15 protein-coding genes are annotated in these 13,687 nt (G+C 62.9%); 7 read left to right on the top strand and 8 right to left on the bottom strand.

Features of this window, described 5'->3' with window-relative positions; translation table 11 throughout:
- The first annotated feature begins 790 nt into the window (after positions 1 to 790).
- Entirely contained in the window at positions 791 to 982 is a 192-nt protein-coding gene (locus ASE88_RS19850; RefSeq protein WP_200910173.1) for a KTSC domain-containing protein, read from the top strand.
- Here ASE88_RS19850 and ASE88_RS05985 read toward each other — a convergent pair.
- Positions 979 to 1,656 (bottom strand): recombinase family protein, encoded by a 678-nt coding sequence (locus ASE88_RS05985; RefSeq protein WP_056476610.1) that lies wholly within the window; start codon positions 1,654 to 1,656, stop codon positions 979 to 981. The two genes, ASE88_RS19850 and ASE88_RS05985, sit on opposite strands and share 4 nt — an antisense overlap.
- A 300-nt stretch (positions 1,657 to 1,956) precedes the next feature.
- On the opposite strand from ASE88_RS05985, the gene ASE88_RS18270 reads away from it, so the two are divergent.
- The gene (locus tag ASE88_RS18270; protein ID WP_082466325.1) at positions 1,957 to 2,985 is read left to right on the top strand and encodes a DUF2806 domain-containing protein; all 1,029 of its coding nucleotides are present in this window, start codon (positions 1,957 to 1,959) and stop codon (positions 2,983 to 2,985) included.
- Between the two features lie 231 nt (positions 2,986 to 3,216).
- On the opposite strand, the gene ASE88_RS05980 is transcribed toward ASE88_RS18270, so the two are convergent.
- From ASE88_RS05980 to ASE88_RS05970, 3 genes are all read right to left on the bottom strand, one after another.
- Positions 3,217 to 5,010, bottom strand: a complete 1,794-nt coding sequence (locus ASE88_RS05980; RefSeq protein ID WP_056476607.1) for an autotransporter domain-containing protein — start codon at positions 5,008 to 5,010, stop codon at positions 3,217 to 3,219.
- Between the two features lie 104 nt (positions 5,011 to 5,114).
- The gene (locus ASE88_RS05975; RefSeq protein WP_055879667.1) at positions 5,115 to 6,113 is read right to left on the bottom strand and encodes an inorganic phosphate transporter; all 999 of its coding nucleotides are present in this window, start codon (positions 6,111 to 6,113) and stop codon (positions 5,115 to 5,117) included.
- Positions 6,114 to 6,278: 165 nt separating this feature from the next.
- Complete coding sequence (locus tag ASE88_RS05970; protein WP_056476605.1) at positions 6,279 to 7,397, bottom strand: DUF47 family protein; 1,119 nt, start codon at positions 7,395 to 7,397, stop codon at positions 6,279 to 6,281.
- A gap of 194 nt (positions 7,398 to 7,591) precedes the next feature.
- On the opposite strand from ASE88_RS05970, the gene ASE88_RS19195 reads away from it, so the two are divergent.
- Positions 7,592 to 7,756, top strand: coding sequence for a hypothetical protein (locus tag ASE88_RS19195; RefSeq protein ID WP_200910172.1), 165 nt, complete (start codon positions 7,592 to 7,594; stop codon positions 7,754 to 7,756).
- Between the two features lie 39 nt (positions 7,757 to 7,795).
- Here ASE88_RS19195 and ASE88_RS05960 read toward each other — a convergent pair whose 3' ends face one another.
- The gene (locus ASE88_RS05960; RefSeq protein WP_056476598.1) at positions 7,796 to 9,121 is read right to left on the bottom strand and encodes an MFS transporter; all 1,326 of its coding nucleotides are present in this window, start codon (positions 9,119 to 9,121) and stop codon (positions 7,796 to 7,798) included.
- A 114-nt stretch (positions 9,122 to 9,235) separates the two neighbouring features.
- On the opposite strand from ASE88_RS05960, the gene pgsA reads away from it, so the two are divergent.
- From pgsA to ASE88_RS05945, 3 genes are read left to right on the top strand one after another with little or no spacing between them, the layout of a single operon-like run.
- Positions 9,236 to 9,787, top strand: a complete 552-nt coding sequence (pgsA, locus tag ASE88_RS05955) for a CDP-diacylglycerol--glycerol-3-phosphate 3-phosphatidyltransferase (protein ID WP_056476596.1) — start codon at positions 9,236 to 9,238, stop codon at positions 9,785 to 9,787.
- Between the two features lie 2 nt (positions 9,788 to 9,789).
- A complete protein-coding gene (moaD, locus tag ASE88_RS05950; protein WP_055879682.1) occupies positions 9,790 to 10,047 on the top strand; it encodes a molybdopterin converting factor subunit 1 in 258 nt (85 codons plus the stop codon).
- Positions 10,044 to 10,493 (top strand): molybdenum cofactor biosynthesis protein MoaE, encoded by a 450-nt coding sequence (locus ASE88_RS05945; protein ID WP_056476593.1) that lies wholly within the window; start codon positions 10,044 to 10,046, stop codon positions 10,491 to 10,493. The genes moaD and ASE88_RS05945 overlap by 4 nt, the downstream gene beginning before the upstream one ends.
- Before the next feature lie 109 nt (positions 10,494 to 10,602).
- On the opposite strand, the gene ASE88_RS05940 is transcribed toward ASE88_RS05945, so the two are convergent.
- The 3 genes from ASE88_RS05940 to ASE88_RS05930 form a co-directional block, all read right to left on the bottom strand.
- On the bottom strand, positions 10,603 to 11,232 hold the full coding sequence (locus ASE88_RS05940; protein WP_082463415.1) for a fasciclin domain-containing protein: 630 nt from the start codon (positions 11,230 to 11,232) through the stop codon (positions 10,603 to 10,605).
- Positions 11,233 to 11,368: 136 nt separating this feature from the next.
- Positions 11,369 to 12,001 (bottom strand): fasciclin domain-containing protein, encoded by a 633-nt coding sequence (locus ASE88_RS05935; RefSeq protein WP_082463458.1) that lies wholly within the window; start codon positions 11,999 to 12,001, stop codon positions 11,369 to 11,371.
- Positions 12,002 to 12,090: 89 nt separating this feature from the next.
- Complete coding sequence (locus ASE88_RS05930) at positions 12,091 to 12,993, bottom strand: hydrogen peroxide-inducible genes activator (protein ID WP_055879690.1); 903 nt, start codon at positions 12,991 to 12,993, stop codon at positions 12,091 to 12,093.
- 147 nt (positions 12,994 to 13,140) lie between these two features.
- Here ASE88_RS05930 and ASE88_RS05925 point away from each other — a divergent pair, with 147 nt between their 5' ends.
- Positions 13,141 to 13,686 (top strand): peroxiredoxin, encoded by a 546-nt coding sequence (locus ASE88_RS05925; protein WP_055879693.1) that lies wholly within the window; start codon positions 13,141 to 13,143, stop codon positions 13,684 to 13,686.
- The last annotated feature ends 1 nt before the right edge of the window (position 13,687 follow it).

Here is a 13,687-nt window from a genome sequence, read left to right as displayed (position 1 = left end):
CTGCGAACTGTCAACTAGGGCAATGCTACAGTTAGCAGGCTGGCAATTGCTCAGGGCCGATGGGCATCATTGGTTTAAATGAGCATTGCGTAAAGTGAGAAGCGGCTATGTGCCGTACATTCCTCTGATTAAGTCAGTAGGTATAGACTGGAGAGCCCACTGAGCTAATCGGAAGGATGCTTATAAGGAATATGAATTAGTGCCGTAGAGTACCAATGATGTACAATGATGTAGTACTATAGGTATCATCGTAGATTAGTGAATACTGAGCTGTATCCGGTCGTCCCCTCGTCCTTCCTTCTACAGATAGATATCCGTATTGAGGCACATTAGGGGAGCAACTACAGCAGCATCATCGTGAGTTAGATCATACGTCGCTTGTATTGCCGGTGTCCCGATACCCATGACATTGACTGCAAAGTCGTCACGCTCGTCGCCTTCAGGCTAACCATTGCTGGCTGTGGTATCATACAGCTTAAGGCTGTCAGTCTTCCTAGGGCTTCCTAGCTTGGGCGATTATCAATGGAGTATATTGCCATACGATACTGGAAAGGACCGATTGTGAAGGTGATGTTTCCTATTGCAATACGGTCCCGAAATAGCGGACGACTTAATCCGCCTTTGCGTCATCAACGAATAAGCCCCTCTCAGACCCATTCCGGTAATCAGGCTGGGTGAGTACCCGAACCCCTCCTAATCGGGCCTGACGGGCGTCCGGTGGCGGTGGTATAGCCGTTTGACAAGCGTAGCCACTGGGTCAATCCTCTGTGTCAACAGTAAGGAGTGAGTCGTGCCGTACTTCAACTCAAGTGCAGTCAAGCGAGCGGAGTACGATAGCCAAACCATGAGGCTGACGATCTGGTTTTCTAATGGGCCTTACGACTTCTGCGGCGTACCTCAATACATATGGGATGGACTTTTGAGTGCCTCGTCAAAAGGCACTTATTACAGTGATCATATCCGCGATCGGTATCATTGCTAGGAAGTTATAGACTGGCAGCGAATTACGTCGCTAACCGATTGAGCCGCCCACTTGCCGCCTCGGGCTGTGATGATCCCGCGCCGATTAAGCTCCCCGGCAATGGCTCTCAGGCTGGTATGGCCGTCAGCCTTGATCGCCTCAATGATGGGCGCAACGTCACTAGCGAACGCCTGAGCCTTGGCCTTGATCGCTTCCACCGCTGCCCCGTTGCCCTTGCTCTCCCCGAACGCCTTAGCGCCCATTGGATTGCCTAGCTTGGTGCCTCTGGCCTTGGCAGCGGCGAGGGCTTCAATCGTCCGCTTGCTGATAGCTTTGCGTTCGGCCTGGGCCATTGCTGCCATGATGTGAATTGTAAGCTCGTTAGCCTCGGGCATGTCGGCAGCGATGAAGCGGGTTCCAGCATCTTGCAGCTTGGCAAGGAAGGCGAGGTTGCGGCTCAGCCGATCCAGCTTGGCGATAACTAGGGTAGCCCCTGTCACCTTGGCATGATGCAATGCCTTGATAAGCTCAGGCCGATCATCCCGCTTGCCGCTCTCTACCTCGACATATTCAGCGAGGGGCTGGCAATCCCGCGACTGGCAGAACGAGGCGATGGCAGCTTTCTGAGCATCTAGGCCCAAGCCGCTGCGGCCCTGCTTGGCAGTCGAGACACGGTAGTAGGTGACGGTTCGCATTGGCTGGCTTCCCTGTTGCCAAGCCTAGATACGAGTACTGTCCATAATTGTCAAACGCTCGTTAGGCTATTCTGGACAGTGCCGATGGTGGATCGTTTAGCGATAGTGACACGTCATGCAGGGATGGAGAACCGCGCGCGATAATGCAGGTCGCGCTAGGCGTGTCATAATCGCCTGGCCGGGACCGGGCAGGCGGGGTAAACCGGGCTCACTCTTGTCTGAATTGCCCTCTCGCAAATCTCTATCAAATACAGGTCGCGGGCGGTTGTAACTATTTGCGGGCAGTGCAAAACTCCTTCGATGAGCAATAATGAACAGTCATCAAACCTACCCGCCCAGATCGCCGCCGCTGTTGCAGGCGTCCCGGCCGCGCTTGTTCCGGTGTGCGTCAAGGCACTTGATCGACTGATAGGGGCTGTGGTTGATATTCCCGTTGCGTGGCTAGAGTATCACAAAGCAAAGATCGTAAGCCAAACGGAAGCCTTTCGCACGATTGACAGCGCGATAACCGTTAAGGCTGCTGCAAAAGCTGGATCTAACGAAAAGTTCGCCGACCGAGCATTAGATAATTTGGTTCGCAAGTCATATCGTCAGCTTGGCAACAAGGAGGCGGTTAGTGCTGCCATGTTGGAGGATTTGCGTGACAATCCGGTTGAGCAGGAAGCGCATAAAGCAACCAATCCTGACGCAGAGCCGCCAGCAATCGATGACGATTGGCTGAACGTATTCGAGCGATATGCAGAGGATGCGTCGACAGAGCGGATGCAGAAGCTTTGGGGCCGCGTATTAGCTGGAGAAGTTCGCAGACCGGGCAAGTATGCCATGAGAACACTGCGCTTCCTATCCGAGTTTTCACAAGCAGATGCCCTTACATTCTCTCAGTTTTGCCTAAGCTCATTTGGCGACCTAGCGCCTAAAGCGTTGGTTCAGCCCGACGATCTTCAAGATATGAGATCGTTGATATATTTGGAAGCGTCCGGCCTGATACAAGGTGCTACTGGCATAGGCCTTAATGTCACCAAGACATTTGACGCATTTGGCAGGTCTTTTATGCAGGAGGGCAACTTACTTATTGTTCTGAACGGAGAACCGAATACAACCCTAAACTATGCTGTAGTCGCTCTAACTCCGCTGGGACAGGAACTAGTTACCCTATTGCCGGGACGAGATGCGCGGCAAGCTGCTCGATTGGTTGCTAAAGCTATCAGGACGCCTCAAATCAAGTCCGCCTCGCTGATGATATTAGCGAGCGACAGCACGGCGTTGCCGATGGAAATCCTGTGGCAGGAAGAAGCCCCGACCGTAACTCCTGACGCGGTAGCTCATTGAAGAGTCTTGCCTCAGCTAGTACAAAGGGCTAACACAACGGTCCCGACGCCGAAATAAATATCCTTTGTTTTTGAGTGCTTACGGGGATTTTAACCGATCCCCCTCGGCTCCACCATTTCCGTTGACGACCGGTCGATCGGACCGATGTTCCAGATAGTATAGACCAGGCCGTTGGCCAGCGCGGGCACTGTCCGGGATGCAGACTCTCCACATCCCGAACCAGCACCATAGTCAGAACGCGGCGGATAGCCCGGCGAATGCCGTCACGCTGTCGCGATCGTCGCGCAGCGCGTACCCTGCGACACCCGCGCGAAGCGACAGCTGTCCGGCGACGTTGCCGTCGACGCCCATCGCATAGCTCATATAGTTGCGATCGGCGCGCTCCACGGTGCTCGTGAAGCTGATCGGCGCGCCGGTCGGCGTCATCGTCAGCGTACGCGGGTCGTCGTCGAACTCACGCTCATACCCGGCGCGCGCGAAGAATCGCACCGGTTCGCCCGGCACCGTGCGGATCACCGCGCCGAACCGGCCGGTCAGGCTTTCGATCTCCTGCCTGCCGAACGTCGCCGCGGTCGAGAGTCCGCCGGTCTCCGTATAACCCGCGATACGGACCCGGTCATATTGCGCGGCGAGGTCGGGACCGAAGGCGACGCCACCCAGTGTGATCAGATCGAACGCGGCGGTGATGCGGCCCGCGACGTAGGTGCCGTCGGTTTCGCCCTCATGCGTGCGCAGGGCAGGTCCGAGCTGAACGCTGCGGCGGATATGCCGATAGTCGATCTCGCCATAGGTCCCGTCCGCGAGCAGGCGTACCGGGCCGAGCTCGCCGCGGGCATAGCCGCTGACCGACCAGGCGTGTGGCTTGTAAGTGCCGGCGCCGGTCTTGAAATCGCCCGTGCCGTCCGAATAGCCGCCGGCGATGCCAACGCCGGACGCATCGCCGATCGCGAGGTCGGCGCCCGCGGTGCCGCTGAACCCGCGTTCGGTGACGCCGACGCGCTGCGCCGAAGTCCCGCTCGCATAATAATGATAGCCGGCACTGCCGAACACCGACAGCGCCTGGCCGTCGCGTTGGGCACCGCCGCGCTCCGCCGCTTCGATCAGGTCGCGCTGCCCGCGGAACATCGCCTGCGCGGCGTAACCGAGCCCGGCGATCTGGTCGGGGGCCTGGACGAGGCTGGCGATCGCCTGGCCCTGGATCCGCTGCGTCTTCCCTGACGGGTGGACGCTGTCGGCGAGGATATAGGTCTCGTTGGCGTCGGGCGAGACGAGCGTCGCGCGCGTACAGGCCAGCGAGGAGGGGACGGTGCACGCGACGCCGGTGACGTTGGTGTAGCCATAGGTCGCAGGGCTCGCGACGAGCTCGCCGAACAGCCGGTCGGTATCGAAATACAGCGCATTGACGTTCGCCGCCGCCAGTGCCGCGGCATAGGTCCGGTTGAACAGCTGCAGCCCGGCCGCACCGCCCGACTGGACCGCGAGCGTCACGATCCGGCTCGCGCCCGCCGCCTGGAGCCTGCTGACCTGCGCTGCGAGCTGCGTGGCGGCGGTGGTCAGGATCGCGGTGTTGGTGCTGCCCCCGGCCTGGAACGCGAAATAGTCGTTCCCGCCGCCCTGGATATAGACGAGGTCGCGCGGCCCGAAGGTGCCGCCAGCGGCGAGGAAATTGCTGATCTGCGTCGTGACCGGGATCGACAGCGCGTTGGCTGCCGTCACACGCGCGCCGCCGACCGCATAGTTGGTGCCGCCCTTGCCGTAGACCGGATCGAGCGCGAGCCCGAGTCGCGCGGCGAGAACCTCGGGCGCGACCGGATCAGGGTTGGTCGTGAAGCTGCCCGCATCGCGCGGCAGACGCGGATCGAGCGTGAGATAATAGCCGCCGTCGGCAAGGCTGTCGCCGAACACCACCATGCGGTTGTAGGTTTCGCTGGCCGCCACATTAATCGTGCTGCCGGTCTGTGCGTGGCCCGGACTCGCGATGCTCAGCGCGGTCCCCAACAGCAACGCCGTATAGGTCGTCTTCATGATACCCTCTCCCTGGCGGCAAAGGATCGCTGTCCTTCGCTCGCCAAAGAGTGTCGTGGCGCTTTACGATTGCGTCAATAGACTGCGTTTGGTCGGCGAACCATTCAGACGAACAGCCCGACCAGCAGATACGTCCCCGCGCCGATCAGCCCGGCCGCGGGCAGCGTCAGCGTCCAGGCGACGACGATATTGCTCGCCACGTTCCAGCGGACCGCGGACAGGCGCCGCGCGGCGCCGACGCCGACGATCGAGCCGGTGATCGTGTGAGTCGACGAGACCGGGATACCCCAGAAGGTCGCGGCGAACAGCGTGATCGCGCCACCGGTCTCCGCACAGAATCCCTGCGCCGGGGTGAGCCGCGTGATCTTCGAGCCCATCGTGTGAACGATCCGCCAACCACCCGACAGCGTGCCGAGCGCCATCGCGGCCTGGCACGACAGCACCACCCAGAGCGGCACGTGGAATTCGCCACCGAGCAGCCCCTGCGAATAGAGCAGCACCGCGATGATCCCCATCGTCTTCTGCGCGTCGTTGCCGCCATGCCCGAGCGAGTAGAGCGCGGCTGAAATCAGCTGGAGCTTGCGGAACCGCTTGTCGACGCCGAGCGGGGTGAGCTTGAGGCTGGTCCAGGCGACGAGCAGCACGAGCACCAGCGCGAGCATCAGCCCGATCGCGGGCGAGGCGAAGATCGCGATGACGGTCGCGATGACGCCTTTCCAGACGATCGCACCGAAGCCGACCTTCGCGATGCCGGCCCCCAGCAGGCCGCCGATCAGCGCGTGGCTGCTGCTCGACGGGATGCCGAGCACCCAGGTGATGACGTTCCACGCGATCGCGCCCATCAGCGCGGCGAAGATCACCTGCGCATCGATGACATGCGCCTGGACGATCCCGGTGCCGACGGTCTGCGCGACGTGCAGGCCGAAGACCGCGAACGCAATGAAGTTGAAGAACGCGGCCCACAGGACGGCATATTGTGGCTTGAGGACGCGCGTGGAGACGACCGTGGCGATCGAGTTCGCCGCATCGTGCAGGCCGTTCAGGAAGTCGAACAGCAGCGCGATGCCGATGAGGCCGATGAGGAGCGGGAGGGAGAGGATCATGCGGCTGCCGCCCTATCCGCTGCCATGCCGCCCCATCCTGTCTGTTCTCCCGCGAAGGCGGGAGCCCAGGGTACCAATCGGTGTAGTGGGTGGGATTCCTGGGCCCCCGCTTTCGCGGGGGAACGGGAAGGGCGTGCGCAATCCGCTGCACGCCCGCGAAACAGCTCAAGCATGGTCGATGACCAGCCCCTGGATCTCGTTCGCGACGTCTTCGAAGCGGTCGACGATCTTTTCCAGGCTGCTGTAGATTTCGCGGTTGATGATGAACGTCATCGGGTCTGCGCTGATCTTCGACGCCTGGAACAGCGCGCGCAGGCCGGTGTCGTGGATGTCGTCGGCATGCCCCTCGATCTGGATCAGCCGCGCGGTCAGGTCGTGCAACCGGCCCGCGTTGGTGCCGAGCGACCGGAGCAGCGGGATCGCCTCCGCGGTGATCCGCGCGGCCTCGACGATGATGCCCGCCATGTCGCGCATCTCGGGCGAGAATTCGGTCACCTCGTACAGCGCGATCGCGTTCGCGGTGCCGTTCATCTGGTCGATCGCGTCGTCCATCACGCCGATCAGATCGGTGATCGCGCTGCGGTCGAACGGCGTCACGAACACGCGGCGGACGTCCTGCAACACCTCGCGCGTGATATCGTCCGCCTCGTGCTCGCGTTTGACGATCTCGGCGATCTGACCCTCGATCGAGCCTTCGCCGTGGAGCAGCCGTGCGAGCGCATCGGCACCGGCGACCAGCGTCGCGGCATGCGCGTCGAACAGTTCGAAGAACCGTCCCTGCTTCGGCATCAGCGACTGGAACCAGCCCAGCATCGGAATTCTCCTTTTCGCACTCGTGCGTACGACGGGTAAGATACGTTGCGCGAGCGTCGCCGGGATCGGCGGCTCGCGGAAGGCAGCGATTAGCGCCTTCAGGCCGGGCTCATTGACAGCCTCTGCCGCACGATCAAGCGTAAACCAGCGCGTGTCGCGTTGATGCCGCTCGGGCCAGTCGTCCAGTTGCTCGACAAAGGCGAGCGGAAACACCGTCACGATCATGTCGCGATAGCGACCCGTGCGCCGCCGTTTGCGGTAGCCGAATTCGCCGACCGCGGTGGGGCAGGGAATGCCGCGAATGCCCGCCTCCTCATAGGCCTCCTGCGCGGCGGCCTCGTGGCTGGCGAGCCCGGTGATGGGATTGCCCTTGGGGATCACCCATCGACCGGTATCGCGCGAGGTGATCAGCATCACGCGGGCATGACCGTCGCCGTCGATGATGTAGGGAAGTGCCGCAATCTGCTGGATAATTCTGATCCTGTACCCCGCGGGCTCGCGGCGATTCGCGCAAGCTTATACGCCGCGGCGGGGGAGGAACAGGGGGCGCCGGACGGCTTTGGCACGGAGTCCGGCGCGGCGATTCCGTCCCATTCCCGGACGGCGCCGGTTTAACCACTTTTGGCGCTGGTCGATTTAGTAAACGCGGCGTTAACGTTTGCATCATGACCAGACGCCTAGTCCTTACCAACGAAGCCGCCCGCCACCCGCTGCGCCGCGCATTGCCGCCGCCGGAGACCGCGAAGCCCCGCGACGACGATCACGACATCAAGCTGTTTCTGCTGAGTTTCGCCGCGTTCTTCACCTGCTTCTACAGCTTCTTTCTCTGAACGCAGGCGGCTGGCCGCCCGCCTCACGCGGACGTCCGCCTAGTGGCGAAGTCCTGGCAGGCATCCGTTCGCATCGTCGTCGCAGGCAAGGTGCAGCTTCTGCGCCAGCCATGCCGAGACGAGGCACATCGCCGCGACTAGGAACAGCATGTTCTCCGGCGTCACGCCCAGCGCGGTGATGCCGATGACCAGGATCGAGCCGATCGTCATCGCGCCAGAATTGACCACGTTGTTCGCCGCCACGGTGCGTGCGGTCTGGTCGCGTTCGACCGTCGTCGTCAGGAACGCGTAGAGCGGCACGACGAACATGCCGCCGGTGATCGCGATCGCCAGCAGCGTCGCCAGCACGGGGACCGCGCCTGGCTGGCGGATGAACCCCGCCCAGTCGTAGAACTGCCCCGGCGGCGCAGGCGTCCAGTTCCGCGCGAGGAACGAGAACAGCACGACGAAGCCGCCCATCGCGATCACCGACGCGGGCGAGAACTTCGCCGAGATACGCCCCCGCAGCATCGAGTTGATCACCACCGACCCGATCGCGACGCCGACCGAGAAGACCGCGATCACGAAGCTTGCGACGCGCTCGTCGGCGGTGAGCACATTCTTCACCAGCGGCGGGAAGACGATGATCAGCACCGCGCCGATCGTCCAGAAGAAGCTGATCGCGATGATCGCGAGGAACAGCCGCGGAATGTGCAGCGTCGCGCTGATCAACCGCCACGACGCGGTGAACGGGTTGTAGTCGAGTTTGAGCGGTGGCCCCTCGCGTGGGGCAGGCGGCACCTGGCGGCCGGAGAACCAGCCGATCACCGCCACGATCAGCACGCTGGCGGCGGCGCCCTCGATCGGGATCCACCCCGCGGTCACGGTGCCTAGCAGGATCGCGAGATAGGTGCCCGCCTCGACCAGTCCGGTGCCGCCGAGCACGTCGCCGGGAGGGAGATGCTGCGGAAGGATCGCGTATTTGATCGGGCCGAAGAACGTCGAGTGGACGCCGAGGCACAGCACCGCGCCGAGCATCAAGCCGATGCCGAGGCTCGGGTGGCCCGCGCGCGCGACCATCAGGCCGGTCGCGCCGAGCAGCATGATGCCGATCTCGACCGTCTTCACGATCCGGATGATTCGCGCCTTGTCGTGGCTGTCCGCCAGTTGCCCCGCGAGTGCGGACAGCAAGAAGAACGGCAGGATGCCGAGCCCCGTCGCCAACGCGTTGAAATTGGCTTCCATCTTCGGATCGTTGAAGACCGCATAGGTGGCGAACAGGACCATCGAGGTCTTGAACAGATTATCGTTGAACGCACCGAGGAACTGCGTCGTGAACAGGGGCAGGAAGCGACGTTGCTTCAGCAACCCAAGGGCATTGAGCATGACGGGAAATAGCCCTGATCGTTGCGAAAATACGGCAAAGCCTTAGCCGAGTGGCATCGCGACGCCAACGTTAAACCGGTTTCGCCGCGCGGCCGACCGGTATAGGGGTGGTATGTGCTGAGCTTGCCTAACCTCCTGACATTGTCGCGGATCGTCGCGGTGCCCCTGCTGGTCTGGTTCCTGTGGTGGCCCGACTGGGAGGCGGGATACGGTATCGCCTTCGTGCTGTACTGCCTGATGGGCATCACCGATTATTTCGACGGTTACCTCGCGCGGTCGAGCGGTGCGGTGTCGCGGTTGGGGATTTTCCTCGATCCGATCGCGGACAAGATCATGGTCGCTGCGGTGATCCTGATCCTGGTCGGGACGCGCGATATTCCCGGTGTCCACGTGATCGCCGCGCTGGTGATCCTGCTGCGCGAGATCGCGGTGTCGGGGCTGCGCGAGTTCCTGGCGCAGGTGCAGGTTTCGGTGCCCGTTTCGCAACTGGCGAAGTGGAAGACGACGCTGCAACTCGTATCGCTTGGCGGGATCATCCTCGGTGGCGCGGTGCCCGAGATGATGTGGGTACATAGTGTCGGCATCGTCGCCCTGTGGGGCGCGGCCGTCCTGACCGTGCTGACCGGATGGGATTATCTCCGCGTCGGCTTGAAGCACATGGACTGAGCATGACGATACGGATGGTGTATTTCGCTTGGGTGCGCGAGCGCATCGGCACGGGTGAGGAGTCGGTCGCGCCGCCCGCGAGCGTCGTGACGGTGGCGGATCTGGTCGGTTGGCTGGCCGAGACCAGCGAACCGCATGCGCACGCGTTCGAGGATCGCGCGCGATTGCGCGCGGCGGTCGATCAGGAATTCGTCAGCCTCGATACGCCGATCGGCCGCGCGCAGGAGATCGCGATCTTTCCGCCGGTGACCGGCGGATGATCCATATTTCGGTGCAACAGTCGGCGATCGATATCGCGGCTGAGATGACGCGCGCCGAGGCGGCGGGGGCGGGGGCGGTCGCGACCTTCACGGGTCTCGTTCGTGCCGATGACGGCGTCGCGACGCTCGAACTCGAACATTATCCCGGCGCGACCGAAGCGGCCTTGCTGCGGGTTGCCGAGCAAGCGATCGAGCGCTGGACTCTGCAGGGGGTGATCATCGTCCACCGCGTGGGTCCGATGCATCCGGGCGAGCGGATCGTCTTCGTTGCGGCGACGGCGGCGCACCGTGGCGCCGCGCTCGAGGCGTGCACGTTCCTGATCGACCGGCTGAAGACGGACGCGCCGTTCTGGAAACGCGAGACGCGGGGCGCGACGGCGAGTTGGGTAGAAGCGCGCGATAACGATCACGCCGCCGCTGCACGCTGGGACCAGCCGGAAACCTGAATCAGGTCGTAAGCGCCGCAAGGGCAGGGACCAGACCGTGTCCCCACCTTTGCGGGGACACACGGCAATGCGGGCCGCGCGCGAGAGGCGTTCGCGGCCCGCGACCCGTTTAGCCGAGCTTGGGAACGCTCATGCCGTTGGTCAGGTGGACGACGCCGTTCGTCTCCTTGATGTCGGCCGTATCGACATAGGCCTTGATCCCGGCGGTATCGGTCAGCTCGATATTACCATTGGGGCCGAGCGACGCGATCAGCGGCTGTCCGGCAAGCGTCGTCAACGTGGTCTTGCCACCGCCCGCGGTGATCTGCGCCTTCAGCTGGTCGGACGTGATCGCACCGGCAACGACGTGATACTTGAGGATCGTCGCCAGCGTCGGCGCCGATTCGGGCTTCAGCAGCGTATCCAGTGCGCCGGCCGGCAGACGGGTGAAGGCTTCGTCGCTCGGTGCGAAGACGGTGTACGGGCCGGGGCCCGCAAGCGTCGTCTGCAGCTTTGCCGCGGTCACCAGCTTGGTCAGCGTCGCACGGTTCGGCAGCGTCGGGAGCGCAGCGGCGATCGTCGTGGTCGGCGCGGCCGTCGGGGCGGCTGGCGTCGCGGCGCCCGGTGCAGCCGGCGCCGCCGTGGCTGGCACGGTCTGCGGCGTCGCCGGTACGGTGGGCGACGTGGTCTGCGCGGTTGCACCCGCAGCGACGATCATGCTCGAGGCGGCTGCGATCAGAAGGTTGGTCTTAATAGTCATCTGTGACTCCAACTATACTTGATGGGACGGGTAGAAATTCGAACGCAAAACGTAGGTATGGGCTCGGTCGATCTTCAATCTTTTCGCGGACCAGCCGCGGCAGAGATGCGATGAACCGAGCCATTGCCCTTGGCGATCAGCTCAATTTCGGCACGATGACGCCGTTGACCACGTGTACGACACCGTTCGACTGGCGTACGTCTGCGGTTTCGACATAGCTCTTGTTGCCGTTTACGTCGGTCAACGTGATCACCGCACCAACCAGTGTCGCGGTGATCGGATCACCTTCGACCGTGGTCAACGTCGCGGTGCCCCCGCCCGCCGCGATCCGCTGGCGCAGGTCGTCGGCGGTCACGACGCCCGGCAAGACGTGATAGGTCAGTACTTTGGTCAGCGAGGACTTGTTTTCCGGCTTCAACAGCGTGTCGACCATGCCGGGTGCAAGCCGACCGAACGCGTCGTTGGTCGGTGCGAACACCGTGAACGGACCTGGGCCGGACAGTGTACCGACCAGATCGGCGGCCTTTACTGCGGCGACCAGCGTCGACAGATTCGGTGCGGCCGACGCATTGTCGACGATCGTCCGGGTGGCCATCATCGGCACGCCGCCGACGGTCGGGTTGGCGACCGCGGGCGGGCCGTTCGGTACGGACAGCGCAGGATTGGCGGGCGTGGTCGACGCACTGGCCACGTCGTCCTTCGATTTGCCGCTGCACGCCGCAAGCGCCAGCGCACTCGTGATCAGCAGTAGCGGAAACGTCTTCGACATCATCGGATCTCCAGCGGGAAGTGCGAGACATACGATCGAACGCCGAGTTGGTTGCGCATCCGTGCCAATCCCGGCGTCGATGTGCGCCGCTATTGAACGTCGGCAAGTGCCTTGGCCATCAGCCGGAAATCCTTCTCGCGCGGGCTTGCCCGTCGCCAGACCAGCGCGATCTTTCGCACCGCGTTGATCTCATCGAGCGGCCGTGCCGTGATGTTCGTGTTGTCGAGGATCCCCGCCTTCAGCGCCATTTCGGGCAGCATCGTGATGCCGAGCCCGTTGTCGACCATCTGCACGATCGTGTGCAGCGAGGTCCCCAGCATGGTCGCTTCCGCGCGCAGTTCGGGGCGATTGCACGCCCCCAGCGCATGGTCCTTCAGGCAATGCCCATCCTCGAGCAACAGCAACCGAGTCTCGTCGATCGCCGACGCCGGGATCGCGGGCAGTGCGGCGGGCACCTCCCCCGACGGATAGGCGACGAACAGTCGATCCTCGAACAGCGTCTCGGCCGTCACTTCGCCGCAAGCATAGGGGAGTGCCAGCAGCACGCAGTCGGTGCGGCCGTTATGCAACCCCTCGCAGGCCGCGCCGCTCGGCTCCTCGCGCAGGAACAGCTTCAGGTCCGGATAATCCTTTCGCAAACGCGGCAGGATGCGCGGCAGCATGAATGGCGCGATCGTGGGGATCACGCTCATCCGCATATCGCCCGATAGCGGCTGGCCGGCGGCACGCGCCATGTCGCCCAGCTCCTCCGCCTCGCGCAGCACGCGCCGCGCCTTGTCGGCGATCGAATCACCCAGCGGCGTGAACCGCACGACGCGCCGCGTACGCTCGACCAGAACCACGCCGATCAGCGTCTCGAGCTCGCGCAGCCCCGCCGACAGCGTCGATTGCGTCACGAAACACGCTTCGGCGGCACGGCCGAAATGCCCGTGATCCTTCAGCGCCACCAGATATTGCAGCTGTTTCAACGTCGGTAGGTAAGTCGCAGCCATTAATCGCCTCTATCGATCATCAGGTGATAAATAGAGTGTTGGATCGATTACACCAGTCCCCATATACCGCATCGCACAACGACCGAGCGGGACAACCGCCGCCAGTGAGGATGCCTGGAGCCAAAGATTTTACAGGAGGCTTCCATCATGTTGACCATCGGCGACCAGTTCCCCTCGATGACCATCCCCGTCCAGCAGGGCACCGCAGCGCTGCCCGCCGGCGAGACGCTCGACCTGACGACGGCCTATCCCGGCAAGTGGAAGGTGCTGTTCTACTGGCCGAAGGACTTCACCTTCGTCTGCCCGACCGAGATCGTCGGCTACAGCGACATCCGCGGCGATTTCGAGGATCGCGACGCCGTGCTGATCGGCGCATCGACCGACACCGCGCACGTCCACCTCGCCTGGCGCAAGTCGGATGCGGACCTTGCCGCAGCCGACTTCCCGTGGCTGGCGGATAACGGCGCCAAGCTCGCCGACGCGCTCGGCATCGTCGACAAGAACGAGCATGTCGCGTTCCGTGCGACGTTCATCATCGATCCGGACAACGTCATCCAGGCGGTCCAGGTCAACGGTCTGAACGTCGGCCGCAACCCGGCCGAGACGCTCCGCGTGCTCGACGCGCTGCAGACCGACGAGCTGTGCCCGTGCAACTGGAACAAGGGCGACGACGTCCTCCAGCTCGCCGCCTAAG

It is taken from the genome of Sphingomonas sp. Leaf38 (genome assembly GCF_001421825.1).
GTDB lineage: Bacteria > Pseudomonadota > Alphaproteobacteria > Sphingomonadales > Sphingomonadaceae > Sphingomonas.
The sequence above is the reverse complement of the archived record's forward strand: the minus strand, read 5'-3'. Positions and strand labels throughout refer to the sequence as shown.